At 68.4% G+C, this 24,769-nt stretch carries 21 protein-coding genes, 2 tRNA genes and 1 riboswitch; of the genes, 14 read left to right on the forward strand and 9 right to left on the reverse strand.

Translation table 11 applies throughout. From position 1 onward, the window contains the following. Positions 1 to 86 precede the first annotated feature (86 nt). The 7 genes from G4X40_RS06780 (at position 87) to G4X40_RS06810 (ending at position 4,444) form a co-directional block, all read left to right on the forward strand. A tRNA-Ile gene (locus G4X40_RS06780) sits at positions 87 to 160 on the forward strand. A gap of 142 nt (positions 161 to 302) precedes the next feature. Then, positions 303 to 378, forward strand: a tRNA-Ala gene (locus G4X40_RS06785). Between the two features lie 123 nt (positions 379 to 501). Further along, positions 502 to 1,470, forward strand: a complete 969-nt coding sequence (locus tag G4X40_RS06790) for an amidohydrolase family protein (RefSeq protein ID WP_277831056.1) — start codon at positions 502 to 504, stop codon at positions 1,468 to 1,470. Positions 1,471 to 1,599: 129 nt separating this feature from the next. Next, on the forward strand, positions 1,600 to 1,833 hold the full coding sequence (locus G4X40_RS06795; RefSeq protein ID WP_277831057.1) for a hypothetical protein: 234 nt from the start codon (positions 1,600 to 1,602) through the stop codon (positions 1,831 to 1,833). Between the two features lie 208 nt (positions 1,834 to 2,041). Continuing rightward, positions 2,042 to 2,395: a VOC family protein gene (locus G4X40_RS06800; protein ID WP_277831059.1), complete on the forward strand. Its 354-nt coding sequence runs from the start codon at positions 2,042 to 2,044 to the stop codon at positions 2,393 to 2,395. A 202-nt stretch (positions 2,396 to 2,597) separates the two neighbouring features. Further along, complete coding sequence (locus G4X40_RS06805) at positions 2,598 to 3,800, forward strand: sensor histidine kinase (protein ID WP_277831061.1); 1,203 nt, start codon at positions 2,598 to 2,600, stop codon at positions 3,798 to 3,800. Between the two features lie 2 nt (positions 3,801 to 3,802). Then, positions 3,803 to 4,444 (forward strand): LuxR C-terminal-related transcriptional regulator, encoded by a 642-nt coding sequence (locus tag G4X40_RS06810; RefSeq protein WP_456299993.1) that lies wholly within the window; start codon positions 3,803 to 3,805, stop codon positions 4,442 to 4,444. A gap of 3 nt (positions 4,445 to 4,447) precedes the next feature. On the opposite strand, the gene G4X40_RS06815 is transcribed toward G4X40_RS06810, so the two are convergent. From G4X40_RS06815 to prpD, 5 genes are all read right to left on the reverse strand, one after another. Next, positions 4,448 to 4,801 carry a VOC family protein gene (locus G4X40_RS06815; RefSeq protein ID WP_277831062.1) on the reverse strand — a complete coding sequence of 118 codons (354 nt, stop codon included), beginning with the start codon at positions 4,799 to 4,801 and terminating at the stop codon, positions 4,448 to 4,450. 55 nt (positions 4,802 to 4,856) lie between these two features. Continuing rightward, positions 4,857 to 8,240: a pyruvate carboxylase gene (locus tag G4X40_RS06820; RefSeq protein ID WP_277831063.1), complete on the reverse strand. Its 3,384-nt coding sequence runs from the start codon at positions 8,238 to 8,240 to the stop codon at positions 4,857 to 4,859. Positions 8,241 to 8,347: 107 nt separating this feature from the next. Beyond that, positions 8,348 to 9,493: a bifunctional 2-methylcitrate synthase/citrate synthase gene (locus tag G4X40_RS06825; protein ID WP_277831064.1), complete on the reverse strand. Its 1,146-nt coding sequence runs from the start codon at positions 9,491 to 9,493 to the stop codon at positions 8,348 to 8,350. Then, positions 9,493 to 10,407 (reverse strand): methylisocitrate lyase, encoded by a 915-nt coding sequence (gene prpB / locus G4X40_RS06830; RefSeq protein ID WP_277831066.1) that lies wholly within the window; start codon positions 10,405 to 10,407, stop codon positions 9,493 to 9,495. The genes G4X40_RS06825 and prpB overlap by 1 nt, the downstream gene beginning before the upstream one ends. Before the next feature lies 1 nt (position 10,408). Next, positions 10,409 to 11,911 (reverse strand): 2-methylcitrate dehydratase PrpD, encoded by a 1,503-nt coding sequence (gene prpD / locus G4X40_RS06835; protein WP_277831069.1) that lies wholly within the window; start codon positions 11,909 to 11,911, stop codon positions 10,409 to 10,411. Between the two features lie 209 nt (positions 11,912 to 12,120). Here prpD and G4X40_RS06840 point away from each other — a divergent pair, with 209 nt between their 5' ends. From G4X40_RS06840 to G4X40_RS06850, 3 genes are all read left to right on the forward strand, one after another. Further along, entirely contained in the window at positions 12,121 to 13,539 is a 1,419-nt protein-coding gene (locus tag G4X40_RS06840) for a short-chain fatty acyl-CoA regulator family protein (protein ID WP_277831071.1), read from the forward strand. A 145-nt stretch (positions 13,540 to 13,684) separates the two neighbouring features. Beyond that, a riboswitch (cobalamin riboswitch) is annotated at positions 13,685 to 13,824 on the forward strand. A 191-nt stretch (positions 13,825 to 14,015) separates the two neighbouring features. Then, positions 14,016 to 16,325, forward strand: coding sequence for a 5-methyltetrahydropteroyltriglutamate--homocysteine S-methyltransferase (gene metE, locus G4X40_RS06845; RefSeq protein ID WP_277831072.1), 2,310 nt, complete (start codon positions 14,016 to 14,018; stop codon positions 16,323 to 16,325). 419 nt (positions 16,326 to 16,744) lie between these two features. Further along, positions 16,745 to 17,107 carry a DsrE family protein gene (locus G4X40_RS06850; RefSeq protein ID WP_277831074.1) on the forward strand — a complete coding sequence of 121 codons (363 nt, stop codon included), beginning with the start codon at positions 16,745 to 16,747 and terminating at the stop codon, positions 17,105 to 17,107. 25 nt (positions 17,108 to 17,132) lie between these two features. Here the strand turns inward: G4X40_RS06850 and G4X40_RS06855 are convergent, their stop codons facing one another. The 3 genes from G4X40_RS06855 to G4X40_RS06860 form a co-directional block, all read right to left on the reverse strand. Continuing rightward, a complete protein-coding gene (locus G4X40_RS06855) occupies positions 17,133 to 18,101 on the reverse strand; it encodes a sulfite exporter TauE/SafE family protein (protein WP_277831075.1) in 969 nt (322 codons plus the stop codon). Between the two features lie 55 nt (positions 18,102 to 18,156). Beyond that, entirely contained in the window at positions 18,157 to 18,300 is a 144-nt protein-coding gene (locus G4X40_RS22935) for a putative leader peptide (RefSeq protein ID WP_408642123.1), read from the reverse strand. A gap of 144 nt (positions 18,301 to 18,444) precedes the next feature. Continuing rightward, positions 18,445 to 19,251: a YdcF family protein gene (locus tag G4X40_RS06860; RefSeq protein ID WP_277831076.1), complete on the reverse strand. Its 807-nt coding sequence runs from the start codon at positions 19,249 to 19,251 to the stop codon at positions 18,445 to 18,447. Between the two features lie 230 nt (positions 19,252 to 19,481). Between G4X40_RS06860 and htpG the strand changes: the two genes are divergently transcribed. Together htpG and G4X40_RS06870 are read left to right on the forward strand one after the other, a co-directional pair. After that, positions 19,482 to 21,446: a molecular chaperone HtpG gene (gene htpG / locus G4X40_RS06865; protein ID WP_277831078.1), complete on the forward strand. Its 1,965-nt coding sequence runs from the start codon at positions 19,482 to 19,484 to the stop codon at positions 21,444 to 21,446. Between the two features lie 249 nt (positions 21,447 to 21,695). Continuing rightward, positions 21,696 to 22,145, forward strand: a complete 450-nt coding sequence (locus tag G4X40_RS06870; protein ID WP_277831079.1) for a large conductance mechanosensitive channel protein MscL — start codon at positions 21,696 to 21,698, stop codon at positions 22,143 to 22,145. A gap of 23 nt (positions 22,146 to 22,168) precedes the next feature. Here the strand turns inward: G4X40_RS06870 and G4X40_RS06875 are convergent, their stop codons facing one another. Beyond that, a complete protein-coding gene (locus G4X40_RS06875) occupies positions 22,169 to 23,245 on the reverse strand; it encodes a methyltransferase (protein WP_277831080.1) in 1,077 nt (358 codons plus the stop codon). Between the two features lie 156 nt (positions 23,246 to 23,401). Between G4X40_RS06875 and G4X40_RS06880 the strand changes: the two genes are divergently transcribed. Both G4X40_RS06880 and G4X40_RS06885 read left to right on the forward strand, forming a co-directional pair. After that, a complete protein-coding gene (locus G4X40_RS06880; RefSeq protein ID WP_277831081.1) occupies positions 23,402 to 23,752 on the forward strand; it encodes a hypothetical protein in 351 nt (116 codons plus the stop codon). 141 nt (positions 23,753 to 23,893) lie between these two features. Beyond that, a complete protein-coding gene (locus tag G4X40_RS06885) occupies positions 23,894 to 24,718 on the forward strand; it encodes a CHRD domain-containing protein (protein ID WP_277831083.1) in 825 nt (274 codons plus the stop codon). The last annotated feature ends 51 nt before the right edge of the window (positions 24,719 to 24,769 follow it).

The raw sequence follows: 24,769 nt of genomic DNA on the forward strand, positions 1-24,769 counted from the left end.
CGCAGTCCGACGGCCGCAGCGATCCGGTCGACCACCCCGATTTGGGATGTCGCCGGTCGCTGCGGTAGTGTCTGGACTCGGTTCGAGGGCCTATAGCTCAGGCGGTTAGAGCGCTTCGCTGATAACGAAGAGGTCGGAGGTTCAAGTCCTCCTAGGCCCACTCCCACGCCGACGAAGGGATGACCGACGTGCGGTTGCTCCTGATTGCCGGCGCTGTGGTTGCAGCCGGGATCGGTATTCTCACGCTCAGCTCGCGCAGAGAAGTCTGGCACCAGCTGTAAGCTGTTCAGCACAACAATCTCGGGGCCATAGCTCAATTGGCAGAGCACTGCCTTTGCAAGGCAGGGGTTAGGGGTTCGATTCCCCTTGGCTCCACCATCGACGTCACACCGACTCGGGTCGGCCGTTTCACGTGAAACGGCCGACCCGAGTCGTCTGTTCAGTCACCGGAATGTGCCCGATCCCCAACCGCGGCCGACGCCGCGCGGCAGTATCCCAGGCATGAGTGCCGCACCCGACCGCGCGATCGACACCCACGCCCACGTCTACCCGGCCACCCACCTTGACCGCATCGAGGCGCTCGGCGTGGACCCGGCGACCACGAAGATCGCGCGCGGTCTCGGCGCGGACTCGACGCCTGAGGACATGGGTGAACGTCTGCGCTGGATGGACACCGCGAACGTCGAGACGCAGGTGCTCTCCGCCATGCCGCAGGGCGCTTACGGACCCGCCGCGGGTGCCGCCGAGGCCACTCGCCTCGTCAACGACGAATACGCGGTACTGCTCGACCGCTACCCAGGGCGCTTCCTCGCGTACGGCAGCCTGCCGCTGCCGCACGCCGAGGAGTCGATCGCCGAAGTGCGGCGGGTGCTCATTGCACCGGGATTCGTCGGCATCACCATCCCGACGGTGTTCCCGGACGGCGCCACCCTATCGGACCCGAGGCTGGACCCGATCTGGGCGGAACTCGAGGCGCAACGGACGGTCGTGAACATTCACCCGACCGGATCGGGCGCCTGCTCCCACCTGATCGCCGACGCCGGGCTGGCGTGGGTCAACGGCGCGCCCGTCGAGGACGCCATCGCGGTGCTGCACCTGCTGAAAGCGGATGTTCCGGGACGTTTTCCGTCGATTCGTTTCCACATCGCGCATCTCGGCGGGGATCTGCCGTTCCTCGCCCAGCGGATCGAGGACAATTACGAGGACTGGGGTGCGTTCGTGTCGTCACCGGGAGCGTCGCTGCGGCGAATGTGGTTCGATGCGGCCAACTTCCACGAGCCGTCGCTGCGGCTGGCGGCGGAGACATTCGGCGTCTCCCGGGTGATGGCCGGCTCCGACCACCCGTACTTCCAGCGGGACAAGTACGTCCGGGCCTTCGACTATGTGCGCGGCTCGCGACTCGACGAATCCGACCGTGCACGGATCCTGTCGGGAAACGCCCGTGCGCTCTACGGCGGCACGTCGGGCTGACGGTCAAAGTGCTCATAGCACGGTGAGTCCCGCTTGTCCCGCATACGTTATTCTCGCGCTGTTGACTGTCGGTCAACCGACCGCATTCCAGGGGGTGTGGTGTCTGTCGACCGCAAGAAGGTCAGTGTCATGAAACGAGTCGTCGCCAGAACCGCCGTCGCCGTCGCGGGTGCCGCCACCATCGCGCTGCTCGCCCAGCCCGGGCTCGCCAACGCGAAGATGAACCAGCCTCCGCAGCAGATCCCCTCCGATGCCATGGTCCTGCACAGCCTGCGCTTCGACCACAACCTCGGCGTCGCCTCCCAGAACTCCGGAGTCCCGCAGGCGCTGAACCGGGCCGACCTCACCACACCCATCCACTGATTCGAGGACGGTCTCAACGCCGCGGCAGACGCGCTGAACAGGGCCTCCGCTGTCGCCGCCGCGAAGCCCGGCAACTGCCGGTACTTCGGCGTCCTGCTCGATCCCGCGGACATGTACTTCGCCACGAGGAACTGCTGACCTTCACTACGCTGGCTTCGAGCGCACGACGATCGGTTGTGCGAGTGGGGATCCAGATACGGAGGCACACGTGAGCGACTACGAAGTCAAGATGATCGTCCTGTCGACCGATGATCTCGACGCGTCGATCGAGTTCTACAGCGAAACCCTCGGCATGCCGCTGAAGTTCCGCGACGGCACCCATTTCGCGGCCCTCGACGGCGGCGCCGTCACGCTCGCGCTGGCCACCGCGGTCGACCACCCGATCCACGGTCAGGTCGTCGTCGGGATCAAGACCGCCGACGTCGACGCTGCAGCGAAGGCCATCGAGGACAGCGGCGGCGGCATCGTCAAGGGCCCGTACGACGACGCACACGAGCGGCGCGCCGTGGTCTACGACAACAAGGGCAACGGCCTGGTCTTCTACAGCCCGCTCAACCGGTAGCTGCCCAGATGGGCCTGCCCCCACGAACCGGTGGGGACAGGCCCACTTTCGTCCGTAGTCCCTGTTCAGCGGGAGCTCGTCTCGGCAACCTGGAATCGAGCAGGCGCTCGTCCACGCAGCGCCACGAGATGAAGGCGGAACAGAAATGAGTGAACGGACGACCCTACCGAGGCACGGATTGCGCGCGAGCGGAACCGGTTTGGTGCGGTCGACGGTATTCGCCGCGGCGAGCCTGGCGGTGCCGGCCGTCTGGGCAGCGGTGGTGCTCCTCGCGCTGTGGTGGCGCGCGCCGTGGACGTGGATCGCACCGGTGATCCTCGCGGCGGTGTGGACCTTCGCCCTCGCCTCCCCGATCGCCGGGCTCTTCCGGCGTCTGGCGCAGCGGTGGAGCGGCATCCGCATCGAGTCCGGCTACCGGGTCGCGGCGCCGATCACCGAGATGTCGACCGGCTACTGGTGGAACGGTCACACCTATGAGCGCAGCCGGCGCGACGCCGAGCGGGATCAGCGGATGCGCACCTGGTTCCGCGACCCGGCCTACTGGCGCGACGTGCGCTGGTTGGGCGTGGCGGCGGTTACCGTCGGTCCGCTGTGCGCCGTCCCGGTCGTGGCCCTGGTGGGTGCGGGATTCGCCTTCGCGTATCCGGGTGTCGGCACCGTCGTGGTCGGCGTCGTGCTGGTCCTGGTGGCGGCCGTGGTGTCGCGACATGTTTGGAGGGTGGCTCCGCCGGTCGCGGCCCGTCACCTGCGCGCGCCGGAGGCCACCGACATGGCCGAACGGGTACAGGAGTTGACCGAGCAGCGTGCCGATGCCACAGCCGCGCAGGCGGCGGAGATCCGGCGGATCGAGCGCAGCCTGCACGACGGGGCGCAGGCCCGGCTGGTGGCGGTCGGCCTGTCGCTGGCGACGGCGGAGCGGCTCATGGACAGCGACCCCGAACGGGCTCGCGTGCTGGTTCGTGAGGCACGCGAGGCAACCTCCACGTCGCTGGCGGAACTGCGCGACCTCGTGCGTGGGGTGAATCCGCCAGTGCTGGTCGAGCGGGGTCTGGTCGACGCGGTGCGGGCGCTCGCGCTGGACAGCGCCTCGGAGGTGACGGTGGCCGCCGAAGAGGCTGTGCAGCTGGAACACCCGATCGCCTCGGCGCTGTACTTCAGCGTCGCAGAGTTGCTGGCCAACGTCGGTAAGCACGCCGGATCGGCGCGCGTCGACGTGCACATCGCAAGGGACGGTCACCGGGTGGTGGTCGAGGTTCGGGACGACGGTCCGGGCGGGGCGGCGTCGACGCCCGGCGGCGGGCTGGACGGTATCCGCGGCCGGCTCGCCGTCTTCGACGGCGCCCTGACGGTCGACAGTCCGGCCGGCGGCCCGACGAGCGTGAGAATGGTTGTGCCCTGCGGATAGTAGTGGCCGAGGACCTGTACCTGTTGCGGGACGGCATCGTCCGCCTGCTCGAGGCGTACGGACACGAGGTGGTCGCGACCGCGGGCACCGGTCCGGACACCCTCGACGTGCTGTTGAGTCGGCGTCCGGATATCGCGGTGGTCGACGTGCGCATGCCGCCGACGAACACCGATGAGGGGTTGATGGCCGCCCTGGCGGCGCGTCGGGAGTTTCCCGGGCTGCCGGTGCTGATCCTGTCCCAGCACGTCGAGCAGTTGTATGCGCGTGAGTTGCTCGCGGATGCGTCCGGTGGCGTGGGATATCTGCTCAAGGACAGTGTATTCGAAGCCGATCAGTTCCTCGACGCGTGCGAGCGGGTGGCGGCCGGGGGAACCGCGATGGACCCCGCGGTGATCGCCAAACTGCTCGCCGGCCCGGCGCGGAGCGCACAGCTGGATCGGCTGACCGAACGAGAACGCTCGGTGCTGGCACTGATGGCACAGGGCCTGTCCAACACCGCCATCGCCGGCCGATTGTTTCTCAGCGACAGTGCGATCGGCAAGTACACGACGTCGATGTTCGACAAGCTCGGGATCCACGACGATGCAAACGCGAACCGGCGGGTGCGCGCCGTGCTCGCGTATCTCGGGGCGGTGGGTGGGTGAAAGTCAGTCCGGGTGGGACACGATGTTGAGGACGTTGCCGTCGGGTGCGCGAACGAAGAACCGGCGCACCCCCCACTCCTCGGTGGTGAGCGGGTGCACGATCTCGTAGCCGCGTTCCTGAGCTTCCGCGTACGCCGCCTCGACGTCGTCGGTATGCACCGAGATCACCGAGTCCTCGGCAGCGGTGGCGTCGCGGGTCACGAGTTGGACGTGCACGCCGGTGTCCGGGTCGGTGTAGCGGGCGACCCAGCCCAGGTTGAACTCTTCGTCGCGCAGCCCCAGGAAGTCCGTGTAGAAGCTGCGTGCCGCCTCGAGGTCGGCGACGGGCAGATTCGTGGTGATCTGCTTCGCTCTCATCTGTTCCTCCAACGCAGACGTTGTGTCATTCGGCAGGAATTCAGCGCCTCACCGATCATGACACCACCACGAGCAGATCCCCGCCCTCGACCTGGCGGGGTCCCCGCACGGCAACACGGGCGACGGTGCCGGAGCGGGTGGCGGTGATGGCGGCCTCCATCTTCATCGCCTCGATCGTCGCGACGGTTTCGCCGGCCACCACCTCGTCACCGACCTCGACGACCGTGGTGACTGCTCCGGTGAACGGTGCCGCGATGTGGCCGGGATCCTCCCGATCGGCCCTTTCCGCGGCCGGGTGGTCGGTAGCGATGGACCGGTCGCGTACCTGCACCGGTCGCAACTGGCCGTTGAGGATGCACATGACCGTGCGCATGCCCCGGTCATCGGGTTCCGAGATCGCCTCGAGTCCGATCAGCAGTTCGACGCCCCTGCCGAGTGCGACGCGGTGCTCCTCGCCGCGGTGCAGGCCGTACAGGAACTGGTCGGCCGACAACAGAGACGTGTCGCCGAACCTCATTCGATGCTCGTTGAATTCCCTTGTCGGGCCGGGAAACAGCAGACGGTTGAGCGTCGCCCGGCGTTCCTTCGACGTGCCCGCCAGACCCTTCTCGTCCTCCGCGGTCAGCGGGATCTCGGGCTTGGCCTCTCCGCGACCCTCGAGGGCCTTGCTGCGGAACGGCTCGGGCCAGCCACCTGCTGGCGTGCCGAGTTCGCCGCGCAGGAAACCGACGACCGAGTCGGGGATGTCGAACGTCGCCGGATCCGCCGCGAAGTGGTCGGCGAGGACGTTGGAGCCGACCAGATGCAGCGCGAGGTCGCCGACGACCTTCGACGACGGCGTGACCTTGATCAGGCGTCCGAGCATGCGATCGGCAGCCGTGTACCTGGCCTCGACCTCCTCGAAGCGGTCGCCGAGGCCGAGGGCGATGGCCTGCAGACGCAGGTTGGACAACTGCCCGCCCGGGATCTCGTGGGTGTAGACGCGTCCGGTGGGCGCCGGAATGCCGGACTCGAACGGCGCGTACACCTTGCGCAGCGCCTCCCAGTACGGCTCGAGGTCGCACACGGCCTGCAGGTCGATCCCGGTGTCGCGGTCGCCGTGCGCGGTCGCCGCGACGATCGCCGACAACGCGGGCTGACTGGTGGTACCGGCCAGCGGCGCCGCGGCGCCGTCGACGGCGTCCGCTCCTGCCTGCCAGGCGGCGAGGTACGTGGCCAGCTGCCCGCCCGGGGTGTCGTGGGTGTGGATGTGCACGGGCAGGTCGAAGTTGGCGCGCAACGCTGTCACCAGTGTGGTGGCCGCGGGCGCCCGGAGCAGCCCGGCCATGTCCTTGATGGCCAGCACGTGGGCGCCCGCATCGACGATCTGCTCGGCGAGCCGCAGGTAATAGTCGAGTGTGTAGAGCTTCTCGTTCGGATCCGTGAGGTCACCGGTGTAGGACAGGGCCACCTCGGCGACGGTCGTACCGGTTTCGCGGACCGCGTCGATCGCCGGTCGCATCTGGTCGACGTTGTTGAGCGCGTCGAAGATCCGGAAGATGTCGACGCCGGTGGATGTGGCCTCCTCCACGAACGCACACGTCACCTGCTCCGGGTAGGGCGTGTAGCCGACGGTGTTGCGCCCGCGCAGCAGCATCTGCAGGCAAATGTTCGGTACGGACTCGCGCAGCGCCGCGAGCCGGTCCCACGGATCCTCGCGCAGGAAGCGCAGCGCCACATCGTAAGTGGCGCCGCCCCACGCCTCGATCGACAGCAACTGCGGGGTCATCCTGGCCACATGCGGTGCCACCTCCACCAACCCGGAGGTGCGCACCCGGGTGGCCAGCAACGACTGGTGTGCGTCGCGGAAGGTGGTGTCGGTGACCGCCAGTGCCTTCTGCTCCCGCAGCGCTGCCGCGAAACCGACGGGTCCCAACCGGCGCAACCGGTCGCGGGAGCCCACCGGCGCCGCGACCGACAGATCCAGCGGCGGCAGTTTGGTTCGTGGCCGGACCGAGGTGGGACGTTCGCCGTACGGCTTGTTGACGGTGACATCCGCCAGATACTCGAGGATCCTCGTGCCGCGGTCCGCCGAATGATGGGAGACGAGGAGGTTGGGCCGCTCCTCGATGAACGACGTCGTCACCTCGCCGGCACGAAACTCCGGATCGTCGAGCACGGCCTGCAGGAACGGGATGTTCGTAGCGACACCGCGGATGCGGAACTCGGTGACCGCCCGGCGGGCGCGGGCGACCGCGGTCGGGAAATCGCGTCCCCGGCAGGTCAGCTTGACGAGCATCGAATCGAAGTGCGCACCGACCTCGGCGCCGAGGGTGGCGCCGCCGTCCAGTCGCACCCCCGCCCCACCCGGGGTGCGGTATCCGGAGATGCGGCCGGTGTCGGGGCGGAACCCGTCGGCAGGGTCCTCTGTGGTGATGCGGCACTGCAGCGCCGCCCCGCGGATCGCGATCGTGTCCTGCGAGAGCCCGAGATCGGTGAGGGTCTCGCCCGCCGCGATCCGCAACTGTGCCTGCACCAGGTCGACGTCCGTGATCTCCTCGGTCACCGTGTGCTCCACCTGGATACGCGGATTCATCTCGATGAAGACATGATTGCCGTGGGTGTCGAGGAGGAATTCGACGGTGCCGGCACAGCGGTAGCCGATCTGCTTCGCGAAGGCCACTGCGTCCGCGCAGATCCGATCGCGCAGGTCCGGCGCGAGATTCGGTGCCGGTGCCAGTTCGATCACCTTCTGGTGCCGACGCTGCACCGAGCAGTCCCGTTCGAACAGGTGGATGACATTGCCGTGTCCGTCGGCGAGGATCTGCACCTCGATGTGCCGCGGGTCGACGACGGCCTGCTCGAGGAACACCGTCGCGTCCCCGAACGCCGACTCGGCTTCCCGCGATGCCGCCTCGATCGCCTCCCGCAACTGCTCCGGTTCGGCGACCCGCCGCATGCCGCGCCCGCCACCGCCGGCGACGGCCTTGACGAACACAGGGAACTCGAGACTCCCGGCGCCGGCGAGCAACGCATCGACGTCGGCGGAGGGCTCCGAGGATGCGAGCACCGGCAGACCCGCCGCCTTCGCCGCCTCGATCGCGCGGGCTTTGTTGCCGGTCACCTCGAGCACTGCGGCGGACGGTCCGACGAACGTGATGCCGTGCTCCTCGCATGCCGCCGCCAGATCCGGGTTCTCGGACAGGAATCCGTAGCCCGGATAGATCGCGTCTGCGCCCGATTGTTCTGCAGTAGAGATGATTTCGTCTACCGAGAGGTAGGAGCGCACCGGATGGCCGACCTCGCCGATCTGATAGGCCTCGTCGGCCTTGAGGCGATGCGCCGAGTTGCGGTCTTCGTACGGGAACACCGCGACCGTGCCGGCGCCGAGTTCGTATGCGGCGCGGAATGCGCGGATCGCGATTTCGCCGCGGTTGGCGACGAGGACTTTGTCGAACATGCGTGATGAACCTCGGGGAGTGGTCGAGGGAAGGGTGCGCCCCGGGACCAGGAGACGGCGATGTCAGTGAATCCGCTCCCGGGGCGCAGTTCGGGGAGGTAGGTGGGTCAGGAGCGCACGGTGCGCTGCGGGACCCCGTTGTATTCGCTGAGAGGACGGATCAGTGCGTTCGACTCGAGTTGCTCGATGACGTGGGCGGTCCACCCGGTGATCCGGGCCATCACGAAGATCGGCGTGAACATCTCGATGTCGAAGCCCATCAGGTAGTACGCCGGGCCGGTGGGGAAGTCGAGGTTCGGCTTGATGCCGGTCGCCTCGTACATGGTGTCCTCGAGGATCCGGTAGATCTGCACCCACTTCTCGCCGTCGGTGCGGTCGGCGACGGCGAAGAACGCGTCCCGCATGGTCGGCACCCGCGAATCACCGTCCTTGTAGACGCGGTGGCCGAATCCCATGACCTTCTCCTTGCGCGACAACTTGTCCCGCAGCCACCGCTCGGCGTTCTCCGGATCACCGATCGCGAGCATGTCGTGCATGACGGCCTCGTTCGCGCCGCCGTGCAACGGTCCCTTGAGCGCCCCGATGGCGGCGGTGACCGCGCTGTAGATGTCCGAGAGTGTCGAGGTGACCACGCGGGCGGTGAAGGTCGAGGCGTTGAAACTGTGCTCGGCATAAAGGATCAGCGACACCTCGAAGGCCCGGACGATCTCCGGTTCCGGGACCTCGCCGAAGCACATGTGCAGAAAGTTCTCGGCGAAGCCGAGGTCCGGGCACGGCGGGATCGGGTCGAGCCCGTGCCGGCGCCGATGGTCGACGGCGATGACGGTGGGCAGCACCGCCATCATCCGCAGCGCCTTGGCGTGGTCGGCGGTCGGGGAGTTGTCGTCCTCCTCGGGATCCTCGGCGCCGAGGTAGCTGATCGCAGTGCGGACCACGTCCATCGGGTGGCAGTTCTCCGGCAGCTTGGTGACGAGCCCGATCAGCGACCTGTCGGCACGGCGTGCGGCGCGCTCGCGTTCGACGAACCGCGCGACCTCGTCGGGGTTGGGCAACTCGCCGCTCCACAACAGGTACGCGACCTGCTCGAAGCTGCAGTGCACGGCGAGGTCCTGGACCGGATAGCCGCGGTAGGTCAGCGTGTTGGTCTCGGGGACGACCTTGGAGATCGCGGTGGTGTCCACGACGACGCCGGCGAGGCCCTTGGCGATGGCGGGGCTGACGGCCGGGGCCGTTCGGTGCTCGAGCTGAGTCATCACTGGCTCCTGGAGAGACTGAAATCAAATATGCCGGAGTCGAATTCGTTGTAGCGCTCGTACTCGAGCAGCTCGTATAGCCGGCTGCGGGTCTGCATCTGGTCGAGCAGCCCCTCCTGTGTGCCGGCGGAGTGGATCTCGCGCAGGCCGCGTTCGATGGCGCCCATCGCCAGCCGTAGTGTCGTCACCGGGTAGATGACCGCGTTGTAGCCGATGTTTTGCAGGGTCTGCGCCGGGAGCAGCTTTGACTTACCGAACTCGGTCATGTTCGCCAGCAGTGGGATGTCCACGGCGCCACGGAACTTCGCGAAGTCCTCTTCGGTGTGCAGCGCCTCGGTGAAGATCATGTCGGCACCCGCGTCGGCGTAGGCCTTCGCCCGGTCGATGGCGGCGTCGATGCCTTCGATGCCGGCCGCGTCGGTGCGGGCGCAGATGACGAAGTTCGGGTCGCGGCGGGCGGTGACCGCGGCGCGCAACCGACGCACCATCTCGTCGGTCGGCACGATCGCCTTGCCGTCGAGGTGACCGCAGCGTTTGGGGTTGACCTGGTCCTCGAGGTGCAGGCCCGCGATGCCGGCGTCCTCCGCGGACAAAACCGTGCGGGCGGCGGACATCGGCTCGCCGAACCCGGTGTCGGCGTCGATCAGCACCGGCAGGTCGGTGACCCGGGCGACCTGCTCGCTGTGGGAGATCACCTCGGTGAGCGTTGTCAGGCCGATGTCCGGCAGTCCGAGCCCCGCCGAAAAGGCACCGCCCGAGACGTACACGCCCTCGAACCCGATCTCCTGGATCAGCTTCGCGGTCAGGGCGTTGATCGCGCCCGGCAGGCGTTGAATCGTGCCTGAGGCCAATCCTGCGCGGAACGCGGTGCGCTTGTCTGCCGCGGAGGTGCCGGCGGCGATCAATCCGGTCATGTCAGAACAGTCCCTTCTGCAGCTGCGGGGTGCGCGCGAGTACGTCGTCGGCGACCGTGAACGTGACCTGGTCGAGCTCCCCCGCCTTCAGATCCGGAATTCGTTGCGCGACAGCGAGGAACCGGTCCTGCTCGGACGACGCGACGACGCCCTCGGCGAGGATGCGGAACTTCTCGATGTACTGCTCGCGCGCGAACGGACGGGCGCCCAGCGGGTGCGCGTCGGCGACGGCCAGCTCGTCGACGATGACCTCGCCGGACTCGAGGGTGATCTCGGCGCGGGCACCGAAGGCCTTCTCATTCGGGTCGGTCGAGTGGTAGCGGCGCGTCCATTCGGGGTCCTCGGCCGTGGAGATCTTGCGCCACAGCGCGACCGTGTCGGGGCGCTGCGCACGTTCGGGCGCGTAGGAGCGCTCGTGGTGCCAGGTGCCGTCCTGCAGCGCGACCGCGAAGATGTACATCACCGAGTGGTCGAGCGTCTCCCGGCTGGCGTGCGGGTCGAACTTCTGCGGGTCGTTCGAGCCGGTGCCGATCACGTAGTGCGTGTGGTGGCTGGTGTGCAGCACGACCGACGCGATCTGGTCGAGGTCGCCGACCCGCCCCCGCATACGCCGGGCCAGGTCGATCGGCGCCTGGCTCTGGTATTCGGCGGAGTGCTCCTTGGTATAGCTGTCGAGGATCGCGCGTTTGGCCTCGCCGGGTCCGGGCAGCGGCACCTGATACTCGGTGTGCGGTCCGCCGAGCAGCCAGGCGATGACGCCGTCCTCGCCCTCCCAGATCGGCGCCGGGGCGCCCTCGCCGCGCATGGCCCGGTCGACGGCTTCGACGGCCATCTTGCCGGCGAACGCCGGCGCGTACGCCTTCCAACTGGAGATCTCGCCCTTGCGGGACTGCCGGGTCGCGGTCGTGGTGTGCAACGCCTGCCCGATCGCCTGGTACACGGTCTCGGTGTCCAGGCCGAGCAGTGTGCCGATCCCGGCCGCCGCCGACGGGCCCAGGTGCGCGACGTGGTCGATCTTGTGCTCGTGCAGGCAGATCGCGCGCACCAGATCGATCTGGATCTCGTAGCCGGTGGCGAGGCCGCGGATCAGGTCGGCGCCGGACCGGCCGGTGTGCTGCGCGACCGCGAGAATCGGCGGGATGTTGTCACCCGGGTGCGAGTACTCGGCGGCGAGGAAGGTGTCGTGGAAGTCGAGTTCGCGCACCGCGACGCCGTTGGCCCAGGCCGCCCACTCGGGCGACCAGGTGCCGCCGACGCCCACCACCGTTGAGCCCGGTGCGTACGGGTGGGCGAGTGCTTGGGCGCGCGCGTCGGCCACCGGCCGGCGGATCAAGGAGGCCGCGCTGACCGCCGCGTTGTCGATGACCCGGTTGACGATCATCTCCGCGGTGTCTTCGGGCACGGCCACCGGGTCGGTGGCCACCTCGGCGATCCTCCAGGCGAGGTGCTCGTGGCGGGGGAAGTCCTCTGCGGACCGATGGGTGCGAACGGTGTGCGTCTTCACGTTGTGTCGTCCTTCGCTGAACCTGCGCCGGAAGACCTGCCTCGGCGCCTCTCTACTTGCAGCGTATGCAGGCATCCGATCGGTGAGAAGTGGCTGAACCTGCGTATTTGAGTGGTGTTGAATGGCAGAACTTGCGAATGGTGTGAATCTCGTCGGTCGTGCAGAGTCGGCTGCGGCGCGCACCTGCGGCGCAGGCGGAAGGACATACGATGCAGAAGATCCACGCCGGACCGCGGCTGCGGCGGCTGCGTGAGGAGCGTGGGCTCACCCAGCTCGAACTGGCCCGGACCCTCGACCTGTCGGCGAGCTACGTGAACCAACTCGAGAACGACCAGCGGCCGCTGACCGTGCCGGTGCTGCTCAAGCTCAATGCGGCGTTCGATCTGGATCCCCAATTCTTCTCGGCCGCGCAGGACGCCCGCCTGGCCGCGGACCTGCACGACGTGTTGACCGCGGTGGCCGCGCAACCGCCCGCACCGATGCTCGTCGAGGAGTTCATCGCGCGGATGCCGGAGATCGGGGTCGCACTGGTCGGCCTGCACCGTCGGCTGCTCGCCGCAACCGAGCAACTCGAGCAGTACGGTGCCCATCTGGCGGCATCGTCGCTGACCGGATCGGGCGTGCCGATGCCGTTCGAGGAGGTGCGTGACTTCTTCTACGACCGCCACAACCACATCGCCGAACTGGACGACGCCGCCGAGCGCCTGTTCACCGAATGTGGCCTGCGGATCGGTTCGCTCGACACCCAGCTGACCGCGCTGCTCGCCTCCGGGCACGACATCGCGGTCCGGATCCGCACCGACCCCCCGGACTGTCCGGGACCCAAACGGCACTACGACGACGCCGACCGCACCCTGACGCTGTCCGGCCATCTCTCTCCTGGCCAGCGGGCCTTCCAGATGGCCACCCAGCTGGCCTTTCTCACCCAGGCGGCGACCATCGAGCGGCTGATCGGGTCGGCGGACAGGCTCAGCCCGGGCGCGCGTGAACTGGCGAAGATCGGTTTGGCGAATTACTTCGCCGGCGCGTTGCTGTTGCCGTACAACAGGTTTCTCGACGCGGCCGAGTCGCTGCACTACGACATCGAGATGCTCGCGCTGCAATTCGACGTCGGATTCGAAACGGTCTGCCATCGGCTCTCGACGATGCAGCGACCGTCCCGGCGTGGTGTGCCGTTCTTCTTCGTGCGCACCGATCGCGCCGGTAACATCTCGAAGCGCCAGTCCGCCACCGCCTTCCACTTCTCCCGCGTCGGTGGCAGCTGCCCGCTCTGGGTGGTGCACGACGCGTTCAGCACCCCGGGCCGCATCCTCACCCAGGTCGCACAGATGCCAGACGGCCGGACCTACCTTTGGGTGGCGCGGACCACCGACGACACCGCGCGACCGTACGGCGCCCCCGAGCGGAGCTTCGCGGTCGGTCTCGGCTGCGACATCTCGCATGCCGAGCGGCTCGTGTACTCGCGAGGTCTGAGACTCGACGAGCGGATGTCGCCGGTGCCGATCGGCGCCGGCTGCAAGATCTGCGAACGCACCGACTGCGCGCAGCGGGCGTTCCCGCAGATCGGCCGGGAGATCCGGGTCGACGTCGATGTCAGCAGCCGACTTCCGTATCCGCCCTCGGACTGACCGCTGTCGTGTGCACGACCGCACACGGCGGCGCCGTAGGGTTGCGGCCTCGGCTATGCTGACGCACGCAGTTGGTTCGCCGATCTCGTCCGAGCGGAGCCCCGAAGGTTCGGGGTCGGCGTCGAAACACCCGAAAGAGTGTGAGAGGGAACCCGGTTCGAATCCGGGACTGTCCCGCAGCGGTGTGCAGGAACGACCGCCGTCACCAGCACTGGGCGTGAGCCCGGGAAGCGACGGCCATTAGGTCCGGGCGATGTGTCCGGGAGCCTGCGAGTCCGAAGACCTGCCCGCTGCGCCGAGCGCGCCGCGCTCGGCGGTGTACCGCCTCGAGGACTGGGCGCGTGGACCTGACGGACCGGATGACCCCTTCCCGGCCGCGATCGCGAATGCGTGAGCGCCTCGAAAGGTGCGCCGGAGTTCGTCGGGAGTGCGCCCGCGGGTGGCGCGCCGGACCGACGACATACTGGAGTCTCACCGTGGCTGTCACCACGCCCATCACCACATCGCCGAGGTCGACCGGGCCTGCCTTCGGGGCGACCGTTCTGGGCACACCCCGTGTCGGACCCGACCGGGAACTCAAGCGCGCCACCGAATCCTATTGGGCCGGCGCGATCGACCGTACCGAGCTCGAGCGGGTCGCGGCCCGCCTGCGATCCGACATGTGGGCCGGATTGCGCGCCGCCGGGATCGATGCGATCCCGGTGAACACCTTCTCGTTCTACGACCAGATGCTCGACACCGCAGCCCTTCTCGGCGCGCTACCGGGCCGTGTCGCGCACATCGCCGACGATTTGGACCGGTACTTCGCCGCCGCGCGCGGCACCGCGCAGGTCGCACCGCTGGAGATGACGAAGTGGTTCGACACGAACTACCACTATCTGGTGCCGGAGATCGCCCCGCACACGGCGTTCCGGCTCGACGCGACGTCGGTGCTCGACGACCTCGACCAGGCGCTGCGTGAGGGGATCGCCGCACGGCCGGTCCTGATCGGCCCGGTCACGTTCCTCGCACTGTCGAAGGGTGTAGACGGCCTGTCCGACCCCCTCACCCGACTCGACGACCTCGTCCCGCTCTATCGCGAGCTGCTGACGCACCTGCATGCCGCGGGTGCGCAGTGGGTCCAGTTCGACGAACCGATCCTGGTCACCGATGTCTCCGACGAGACTCTCGACCGCGCCGCCCGCCTCTACCGTTCACTGTCCGAGCAGCAGGTCCGGCCGTCGTTGCTGGTCGCCACCTATTTCGGCGACACCGGCGGGGCGCTGGACCGTATCGCCGGTGCGGGGGTGGAGGCGATCGCTGTCGACCTGGTATCCGGTGGGCTCGACGCGGTCACCGGCAGTGACGCGCTGGGCGACACCCTGGTCGTCGCCGGCGTGGTCGACGGCCGCAACGTCTGGCGCACCGACCTCGACCGCGCGCTGGCGCGCCTGGAAGCGGTCCGCGCGGTCGCCGGCAGCGTGGCCGTGTCGACATCCTGTTCGCTGCTGCACGTGCCGTACAGCTTGGCTGCCGAGACGGGAATCGATGCGACGCTGAGCAGTTGGCTCGCATTCGGCGACGAGAAGGTCGCCGAGGTGGTCACCCTGGCCACTGCGGTCCGCGACGGCGCAGAGTCGATCGGCGACGCACTGTCCGACTCGCGTGCCGCGGCCGGGCAGCGCCGCGCGGACCCGCGGGTGCGCAACGACACGGTCCGGGCGACGGTCGAGGCCGAGCGTCGACACCGCACTCGGTCTACGCCGGCAACGCGCAGACGCGTCGTGCAACAGCAGGAGCTGGGCCTGCCGCTGCTGCCGACGACCACGATCGGTTCGTACCCGCAGACCACCGCCATCCGGGTGGCGCGCGCCGACCTGCGTGCCGGACGCATCGACGGCGACGAGTACACAGCGCGGATGCGGGCCGAGATCGCCGAGGTCGTGCGGCTGCAGGAGAAGCTGGGCCTGGACGTGCTCGTCCACGGGGAGCCCGAACGCAACGACATGGTGCAGTACTTCGCCGAACAGCTCGACGGGTTCTTCGCGTCCGAGCGCGGCTGGGTGCAGTCCTACGGCACCCGCTGTGTCCGGCCGCCGATCCTGTACGGCGACGTCGCGCGGCCCGACGCGATGACCGTCGACTGGTTCCGCTACGCCCAGTCGCTGAGCGCCAAGCCGGTCAAGGGCATGCTCACCGGTCCGGTGACGATCCTGGCGTGGTCGTTCGTTCGGGACGACCTTCCGCTCGCGGACACCGCCGATCAGGTCGCCCTCGCGATCCGGCAGGAGACGGTGGACCTCGAAGCGGCGGGAGCACGCATCGTGCAGGTCGACGAGCCGGCCCTGCGGGAACTGCTGCCGCTGCGCGCATCCGAGCGGCCGCAGTACCTGGACTGGGCAGTCGGCGCGTTCCAGCTGGCCACGTCCGGGGTGGCGGACACTACACAGATCCACACCCACCTGTGCTATTCGGAGTTCGGCGACGTGATCGGCGCGATCGTCGACCTGGACGCCGACGTCACCTCGATCGAGGCGGCACGGTCGCACATGGAGGTGCTGGACGATCTCGAGTCCGTCGGATTCGACCTCGGCGTCGGGCCGGGCGTGTACGACATCCACTCGCCGCGGGTCCCGAGCGTCGAGGAGATCGTCGACTCGCTCGGTGAGGCTCTCGCGGTCGTTCCCGCGGAACGGTTGTGGGTCAACCCGGACTGCGGCCTCAAGACACGCGGCACCGACGAGGTCGTGGCGTCGTTGACCAACCTGGTCGCTGCGGCGAAGCAGGTGCGCGCCGAGTTGTCCTGAGCACCGTCCGGAACGGGTTCTCGACGTCTTTCGCTCAGCCATGGGCACGGAACGGAAGCGGGGTGTTCACGCACGCACAACTGAGTTCGGCCCGAGACACAAGGGCATTCGACAGATCGTTGCAACACACACGTTTACAACACATCGGTGGGCCGACTGGTCCTGCCAACAGTTCAGGAGTGATTTTCATGGGTTCGTCTGCTGATCAGCTCAACGAGATCGCCGCGATCACCGGCCTCGCCGGCGCGGTCATCGCCTTGGTCGGTGCCGGAGCGGCGGTCGCCGCGCTGTCCGCCTGACAACCGGAAACGACGTCGGGTCCGCCTCCCGCACAGGGGGGCGGGCCCGACCCGCTTGGCGGCGGACGACAATCGCCCCTGCAGACAATCACGGCATGCGACCGCGGCGAGAGGACAACGATGAGCGTGAACAGGGACACCGTCGACGACGGTGTGGTGGTGCACCTACCCGAATCGGACCCGAAGCGTCAGGAAACGGTGCTGCGCAATGTCGCCAACCTGTTGCGTGCGCTCGGGCCCGACACCGTCGTCGAACTCGTCACCCACGGGCCCGGGGTGGAACTGTGCACCGGCGAGACCGGCCTCGCCGACACCGTGGCCGATCTGCAGCAGCGCGGTGTGACCGTCTGTGCGTGCGCGAACACCGTCGCCGCGCGCCAACTCGCCGAGTCTGATCTGCTCCCGGGCGTCACGCTCGTGCCATCGGGGATCGCGCACCTGGTGGTCCGGCAGAGGCAGGGCTGGTCGTACCTGCGACCGTGACGGCCCGGATCAGGGGTAGCTCGGCTCAGAGGAAGTGCGGCAGCGCCTTGACCAGCATGGTCACGCCGGTCGCCCCGAGCACGGTCAGCACCACCGCGTTGAACACCGCCGGGTTGACCCGGCCCCACCGGCGCAGGGCGGTGCCGGCGACCAGGCCGACGAGGGTCACCAGCGCGATCACCGACCCCAGCCACAGCAGCTGGCGGGTCATCAGGCCGTTCACCGTCATCTGCCCGATCCGCTCCGCGAAGACCAGCGTGAAAACCAGCGAGATGCCGCCGATGTAGCGGCGCGCGTCGCGTTCGAAGGTGTGCAGATAGGCGGGCAGCAGCGGCCCCATGTTCACGGCGCCGAGCAGTACGCCCTCGGCGACGCCGACGGTGCCGAGCGCGGCCGGATGCGCGGTTCCGGTGGCGGGCTTACCCTTTCGGACCACCGACCAGATCACGTACGACACCAGCAGCACCCCGATCACGACACCGAGGATCGGAGTGGCCGGGAGCCGGGTCAGGATGAACACGCCGATCGCGGAACCGACGAGCGCCGCGACGATCAGCGGCCAGTGCCGCCGCAGGTACGGCAGCCCGGTGCCGGTCTCGCCGACCTGGAACAGATTCATCATCAGCGCGGGCACCGCGAGCACGACGACGGCCACCGACGGGTTGATGAGCACCGCCGCCAACGGGGTCGCGATCAGCGCGTAGCCGAAGCCGGACAGGCCCTTGACCGCGGCGGCGACCATCGCGACGACGAGGAACGTCACCAACTGCGTCGTCGTGAACCCGGTCTTCAGCCCGGCGGTCAGGGCTTCGTGGCTGGTCCCGGGAAACAGCGCGATCGCGGGCACCAGCACCAGCAGGACCGCGAGGGTCATCGTCGTGCGCCGGTAGTCGAAGAACCCGCGCAGCCGACCGGTCGGCGCGACGGCCGGCTCGACGACGGTCGCATCGGCGGGGGTGACAACGGCAGTGTCGGAAACAGTGGAAGCAGTCACGTCGAACCTCGGAGAACTTCGGCCGCCCGGGGACCGGACGGGGACGGAAGGATGTTCAGCGAGATGCGCGACAACCGGCGCTGGCGACGCGGAGCAGATCGACGTGGCGCCGCATGGTCAGTCGAACACCGGTAGGTCGGACACCAGTCGGTCGGACACCACAGCGGGGCCCGCGGGACGCGGACTGCTTCTCGTTCATGGCTGACCTCTGACGTGTGTGGTGTTCGGTGTCGGGCCGATCCTAGACGGTGCGGCCGGCGCGGGGGCGGTGTCGTCCGACTGATCAGGATCGGCGGGTCGGTTCGGTTCGGCCGGTCAGTTCCGCGAGGTCAATTCCGCCCGGTCAATTCCCTTGGGCCTGGAACACCTTGATCGCGTCCTGGTAGATGCCCCAGCGCTCGGACTTGTCGGGCGGCGGCACCTGCGCGGCCAGTTCGGTCAGCGAGGTGGTCACCCCGACGACCGGTGTGCCGGCGACGAGGAAGTCGCCGGTCGCCCGGCGGATGTGGTCGGGCGAGCTGACCAGCACCGCGTCGGTCGCCCCGATCGACTTGATGATCGTGGTCGAGAACAGGGCGTTCTGGACCGTCGAGTTCGCGCGAGTCTCGGCGTGCACCCGGTCCGCGGAGATGCCGTGACCGGTCAGCCACGCCTTCATGGCCTGTCCCTCGGTGACCCCGCTCTGCGGGTTGCCGCCGGTGACCACGATCGGTGACGACGGCGACGCCTGCGCCTCCCGCAGGCCGGCGCTGAGCCGGTTGACGAGTTCGGGGCGCATCGTCCCGTTCGGCAGCAGCCCGTAGCCGAGGACGACGATCGCCGTCTGCGCCCCGGCCGGCACCGGCGCCGGGTTCGGCACCGTCAGCACCGCCGTCCCCACCGACGAGAGCACCTGTCCCGTCCGCTGGGCCAGCGCCGGGTCGGCGGCTGTCAGCTTCGCCATCGCCATCGTCTGGCCTACGACGTCGCCGTTGTAGTTGTCCCAGATGGCCTGCTCGGCGAGGGCGCGATCGGCCGGGGTGGACGCGGCGGCGACCGCGGGGGTCAGCCACGCAGGAACGGCCTCGACCCCGCCGAACAGGGCGGCAGCGGAGGCCACGACGACGAGAAATCGGCGAGCGGAGGCGAAACATTTCGGGGACTTGCGCACGGCGGATCCTCTCGGATCGAGGAGCGCCCCGCCGGAACCCGGCGGGGTGATTGGACGATGCTCACGCGTGCGCGGGTCAATGCTAGGGGCTTTGATCTTGAGCCGCAGGTGAACGACCGAACCTGTGAACCGGGACCGGCCGCCCGGCCGCAGTATCATCTGCCGGAAACGCCGCCTGCCGAAACGGCGGCACAGGCACGCGAACATCGCGAAATCGAAAGGGAATCGGAGTGAACGCGCAGACCGAGCAACTCGAGTTCCAGGCGGAGACCCGCCAGCTCCTGGAGCTGATGATCCACTCGGTGTACTCGAACAAGGACATCTTCCTGCGGGAGTTGGTTTCGAACGCCTCTGACGCCCTGGACAAGCTGCGGCTTGCCGCCTTCCAGGACAAGGACCTCGACGCCGACACCTCCGACCTGCACATCGACATCGACGTCGACAAGGTCGCCCGCACGCTGACCGTGCGCGACAACGGCATCGGCATGTCTCGCGACGAGGTCGTCGACCTCATCGGCACCCTCGCAAAGTCCGGCACCGCCGAGGTCCGCCGCACGCTTGCGCAGGCGAAGGACGCCGCCGCGCCCGAGGAGCTGATCGGCCAGTTCGGCATCGGCTTCTACTCGACGTTCATGGTCGCCGACAGGGTCACACTGATCACCCGTAAGGCCGGTGAGAACGCCGGCACCCGGTGGGAGTCCAGCGGTGAGTCGACGTACACGATCGAGACCGTCGAGGGCTCGGACACGGAGAAGGCGCCGCAGGGGACCACCATCACGCTGCACCTCAAGCCGGCGGACACCGAGGACCACCTCTACGACTACACCGCCGAGCACAAGATCCGCGAGATCATCAAGCGGTACTCCGATTTCATCGCCTTCCCGATCCGGATGGAGATCGAGCGCAGCAAGACCGTCACGAACGACGACGGCGAGCAGACGCAGGAGATCTCGGTCGAGACCGAGACGCTGAACTCGCAGAAGGCGCTGTGGGCCCGGTCGAAGGACGAGGTCGACGAGGAGGAGTACAAGGAGTTCTACCGGCACATCGCGCACGCCTGGGACGATCCGCTCGAGATCATCCCGATGAAGGCCGAGGGCACCTTCGAATATCAGGCGCTGCTGTTCCTGCCGTCGCACGCGCCGTTCGACCTGTTCGCCCGCGAGCACAAGCGCGGGGTCCAGCTGTACGTCAAGCGGGTGTTCATTATGGACAACTGCGAGGAACTCATGCCCGAGTACCTGCGGTTCGTCAAGGGTGTGGTCGACGCACAGGATCTGTCGCTCAACGTCTCCCGCGAGATCCTGCAGCAGGACCGCCAGCTCGCGCGGATCCAGCGCCGGCTGGTCAAGAAGGTGCTGGCCACGGTCAAGGACATGCGCGCCGACGAGCTCGAGAAGTACCAGGGTTTCTGGCGCGAGTTCGGCCGGGTGATCAAGGAGGGCCTGCTCTCCGATCTGGACAACCGCGAGACCATCCTGGAGATCTCCTCGTTCGTCTCGACGCAGACGGCCGAGGGCGACGAGGCCGGCCTGACGACTCTGCGCGAGTACGTCGAGCGCATGAAGGACGGCCAGGACAAGATCTTCTACATGACCGGTGAATCCCGGCAGCAGATCGAGTCCTCCCCGCACATGGAGGCATTCCGCGCCAAGGGTTTCGAGGTGCTGCTGCTCACCGACCCGGTCGACGAGATGTGGGTCGGATCGGTGCCGGAGTTCGACGGCACGCCGCTGGTGTCGATCGCCAAGGGCGACGTCGACCTCGACACCGAGGACGAGCGCAAGGAGCACGAGGCCGAGCGTGAGCAGCAGGACAAGGACTTCGCCGACCTGCTGACGTGGTTGAAGTCGGCGCTCGACTCCGATGTGCGCGACGTGCGGCTGTCTTCGCGACTGACCACCTCGCCGGCCTGTCTGGTAGGGGAGGCGTTCGACATGAGCCCGATGCTCGAGAAGATGTATCGCGCGTCGGGCCAGGAGGTTCCGCACGCCAAGCGCACCCTCGAGCTCAACCCGACGCACCCGTTGGTCGAGGGGCTGCGCAAGGCCCATGCCGAGCGGCCCGGCGACGCCGCACTGACCGAGACCGCGGAGCTGGTCTACGGCATGGCGGTGCTCGCCGAGGGCGGCGAGCTGAGCGACCCGGCGAAGTTCGCGCACACCCTCGCGGATCGGCTGACCGCCACCCTCTGAGCGCCGCCCGCGGATCGGCGGCCACCGGCGGACCGCAACCGTATCGTTGTCACACAGGCTGAATCGCCGGTCACGGGTCGATCGTCCCATTTCCCCGCCAGGGAAACGGGACGATCGACCCGAAACCGGTCACCCTTGAATTGTCGGTTCCGGCGGTTGGCCTGCACACCCGGCAAGATCGGAATACGGTTTTGACGGGCGATGTCGGGGTCGTCCTCAGTCGTCGGTGCGATGAGAAGGGTGGCTCGGATGATCAAGGGGTTCAAGAATTTCCTGATGCGCGGTGACGTGATCACTGTCGCTGTCGGTTTGGTTGTGGCCCTGGCATTCTCGACTCTGGTCAAGGCCTTTACCGACAATGTGATCAATCCGCTGGTGGCGGCCGCGCAGGGCGGCAACACGATCGGCCTCGGGTGGCAACTGGGCCACGCGGGCAACAAGGCGACCTTCCTCGACATCGGATCGTTCATCTCGGCGATCATCTATTTCATCATTTTCATGGCGGTTGTCTATTTCGTGCTCGTGTTGCCGTACAAGCACATTCAGGCGCGTCGCGGCATCACCGTGTTCGGGGACGAACCGCCGACCAAGGTCTGTCCGGAGTGCCTGTCGGACGACATCCCCGATGCCGCGCGCAAGTGCAAGCACTGCGGCAGTGAGCAGCCGCAGACCGGTGGCGCCCATTCGGCGGGCGTCTGATCACGGCGATCCCGTGCCACCCCTCAGCGGGTCGCCTCGACCAGGGCGTGCATGGTCGCGTGCGCGTGCCCGGTCGGGGTCAGACCGGCGGCCCGCAGCAGCTCGTGCAACTCGCCCAGTGACCGCTGTCGACCACCGTCGGTCTGCGTGAGCATCTGCAGATCGGCGGTGGGGGCGATGGCGTCGGCCCTGGTCGGGTGCTGCAACTGCTCGACCAGGACCACCCGGCTTCCGACGGGCATGGCCTCGGCGAGGTTGCGCAGGATGAGCGCGCACCGCCCGTCGTCCCAGTCGTGCAGCACGTCCTTGAGCAGGTAGAGGTCGGTGCGGGCGGGGATCTGCACGAACATGTCGGCGGCGACCGGGGTCACCCGTCCGCTGAGCCCCCGCGCGTCGAGATAGCCGGCCGCCTCGGCCAGTACGGACGCCGAATCGACGAGGATTCCCGTGACATCGGGATGCGCGTCGAGCACGCCCGCGAGCAGTGCGCCCACCCCGCCGCCGACATCGCACACGGTCGCGTGCGGCGGGCACGACAGCGCCGCGACGATCGAGCCGACGTTGAGTTCGGTGCTGCGGAGCATCGCGGCGTCGAAGGTGCGCGCGGCATCGGGATGGTCGGCGAACCACTCCCAGATCGGCTTGCCGAGTTCGCGGCGGAACGCGCCCTCGCCGGTTCGGACACTGCCGGCCAGCCCTGCCCAGGCCGCGGTCGTCGACCGCAGGCCCATGAACATCGCCCAGTCGCGCATCGACATCGGATGGTCGCTGCGGAGCACGCGGCCGTGCCGTCGCAGCGCGACCCTGCCCCTGTGGTCGACGGTGCACAGATCGAAGGCCGCCGCGGCGCGGGCCAGCCGCAGCACCGCGGCGGAATCGGCGTCGAGCCGCGTCGCCAGATCTTCTGCACGGAGGGGTCCGTCGGCGAGCGCGTCGGCGAGCCCCAACTCGGCGAAGGCGGCGACCACCTGGGTGGCCGCGACCCCATTGGTCAGTTCGTACAGGGTCAGCTCGGCGGGAATCGGGGCGTCGATCAGTCGGTGCAGCCGTCGGCGGACCGCCATCGCGGCCAGCACCACCGGGCGGGGTGGGATCAGCACCCGCTCACGCTATGCCACCCGGTCCGCATCGGTGCCAGAAGACTGTCCGACCTGCATCTTTCGCCTCATTTGCCTCATCTGTGACCCGGGCCACGTTTCCGCTCCGAGCTTGGGTAGCCTGGTCGCATCAGCACATCGAATTCAGGGGAGAAGACCGTGCAGCGCACACGACTCGTCACCATCGGAGCCACCTTGGCGGCCACCGCGGCCGTCTGCATTCTGGGATCCGGGGTGGCCTCGGCGGCCAGCGTGGTCCCCGAACCGGGCGGCGTCACCCTCAACCTTTCGCACGACGAGACCGTCGCGGTCAGCAACGGGCACGTCGGCCAGATCCTCGGCGCCATGCCGACCCTGCTCAACCTGTACGACAACGTCGGCGCGCCCTACGGCGAGGACCTCGCCGTGCTCGCGCACCACTCCGCGTCGACCCCGGCGGGTCACCTGAGCCTGAGCTTCTACGGGCCGGTCAACGACATCAGCTGGGGCATGGTCGCGTACGTCAAGTGAGCCGGTCCGCCGGGGCCGTCGGGCCCCGGCGGCCGACCACCGTCTTGCGGAGCGCCGCACCCTGGGCCTAGCGTCGATACAAGCCAGCATTTCCGCCCAGTTCAGGGGGTAATTCTGATGCTCCGTGGTGCCGCTATCTGCGTGACGGCTGCGGCCGCGCTCACGCTCGCCGGGTGTTCGAGCGCGTCGAACCCGCCGTCCGGCACGTCTGCCGCCCCGCCGCCGAAGACGATCGGCCTGGCCGCCATGCCGGTCGGCACCGCAACGCTCAGCTGGGACCCCAACACCCAGGACATCGCCGTCGCGCTGGCCATGCACGGGTTCACCCCGAGCAGCAGCCACGCCATGCACATCCATCCGGGAACCTGTGCGGACCAGCGCACCCCGCCCTCGGTGCCGCTGCCGGACCTGGTCGCGGACGCCGGCGGTTCCGTGCAGCAGACCGTGCACAGCGAACCGGCGCCCGAGGGCATCCCCGCGAATTCGTATCTGAATGTGCACCTCGCACCCGCCGCCACGCTGGGGCCACCCGGTGGTGTCGGCATGACCTCCCTGGCCTGTGCGGACATTCCGGCCGGGACATCGCCGCACGGTCCGGTGACGCTGAAACTGCACCCGTCCGGCACGGCGCCCACGGGCACCGCCACGCTGGCCTACGACAAGGCCGCGCACACCTTGAAGGTCACGGTGGTGGCCCAGGGACTACGACCGGACACCGCGCACGCCGTGCACCTGCACCAGGGCACGTGCGACGCGCAGGGATCCGTCGTGCATCCGCTGCCCGAGTTGACCGCCGGCGCGGACGGATCCGCGCACGCCACCATCACCCTCGACGACATCACCTCCCCGCCGCCGGCCACCGGCTGGTACGTCAACGTGCACCTCGGGTCCAGCGACCAGATCACCCACGACGGCGCACCGACGGAGCTCTTCGCCCCCATCCTGTGCGGCGACGTGAACGGATGACCGTTCCGATCGATCAGGCGGTACTGCGACCACACGGAATGATTTCTCGCA

The organism is Speluncibacter jeojiensis (assembly GCF_029589495.1).
In the GTDB taxonomy this organism is placed as follows: Bacteria; Actinomycetota; Actinomycetes; order Mycobacteriales; family Mycobacteriaceae; genus Speluncibacter; species Speluncibacter jeojiensis.

What these genes read in the sequence shown, in the direction of transcription:
- G4X40_RS06825 (WP_277831064.1), bottom strand. Translation starts at nt 9,493, where the DNA reads ATGACTCAGCTCGAGCACCGAACGGCCCCGGCCGTCAGCCCCGCCATC.
- G4X40_RS06820 (WP_277831063.1), bottom strand. Translation starts at nt 8,240, where the DNA reads ATGTTCGACAAAGTCCTCGTCGCCAACCGCGGCGAAATCGCGATCCGC.
- G4X40_RS06815 (WP_277831062.1), bottom strand. Translation starts at nt 4,801, where the DNA reads ATGAGAGCGAAGCAGATCACCACGAATCTGCCCGTCGCCGACCTCGAG.
- prpB (WP_277831066.1), bottom strand. Translation starts at nt 10,407, where the DNA reads ATGACCGGATTGATCGCCGCCGGCACCTCCGCGGCAGACAAGCGCACC.
- G4X40_RS06850 (WP_277831074.1), top strand. Translation starts at nt 16,745, where the DNA reads ATGAGCGTGAACAGGGACACCGTCGACGACGGTGTGGTGGTGCACCTA.
- G4X40_RS06840 (WP_277831071.1), top strand. Translation starts at nt 12,121, where the DNA reads ATGCAGAAGATCCACGCCGGACCGCGGCTGCGGCGGCTGCGTGAGGAG.
- G4X40_RS06870 (WP_277831079.1), top strand. Translation starts at nt 21,696, where the DNA reads ATGATCAAGGGGTTCAAGAATTTCCTGATGCGCGGTGACGTGATCACT.
- G4X40_RS06795 (WP_277831057.1), top strand. Translation starts at nt 1,600, where the DNA reads ATGAAACGAGTCGTCGCCAGAACCGCCGTCGCCGTCGCGGGTGCCGCC.
- G4X40_RS22935 (WP_408642123.1), bottom strand. Translation starts at nt 18,300, where the DNA reads ATGAACGAGAAGCAGTCCGCGTCCCGCGGGCCCCGCTGTGGTGTCCGA.
- G4X40_RS06790 (WP_277831056.1), top strand. Translation starts at nt 502, where the DNA reads ATGAGTGCCGCACCCGACCGCGCGATCGACACCCACGCCCACGTCTAC.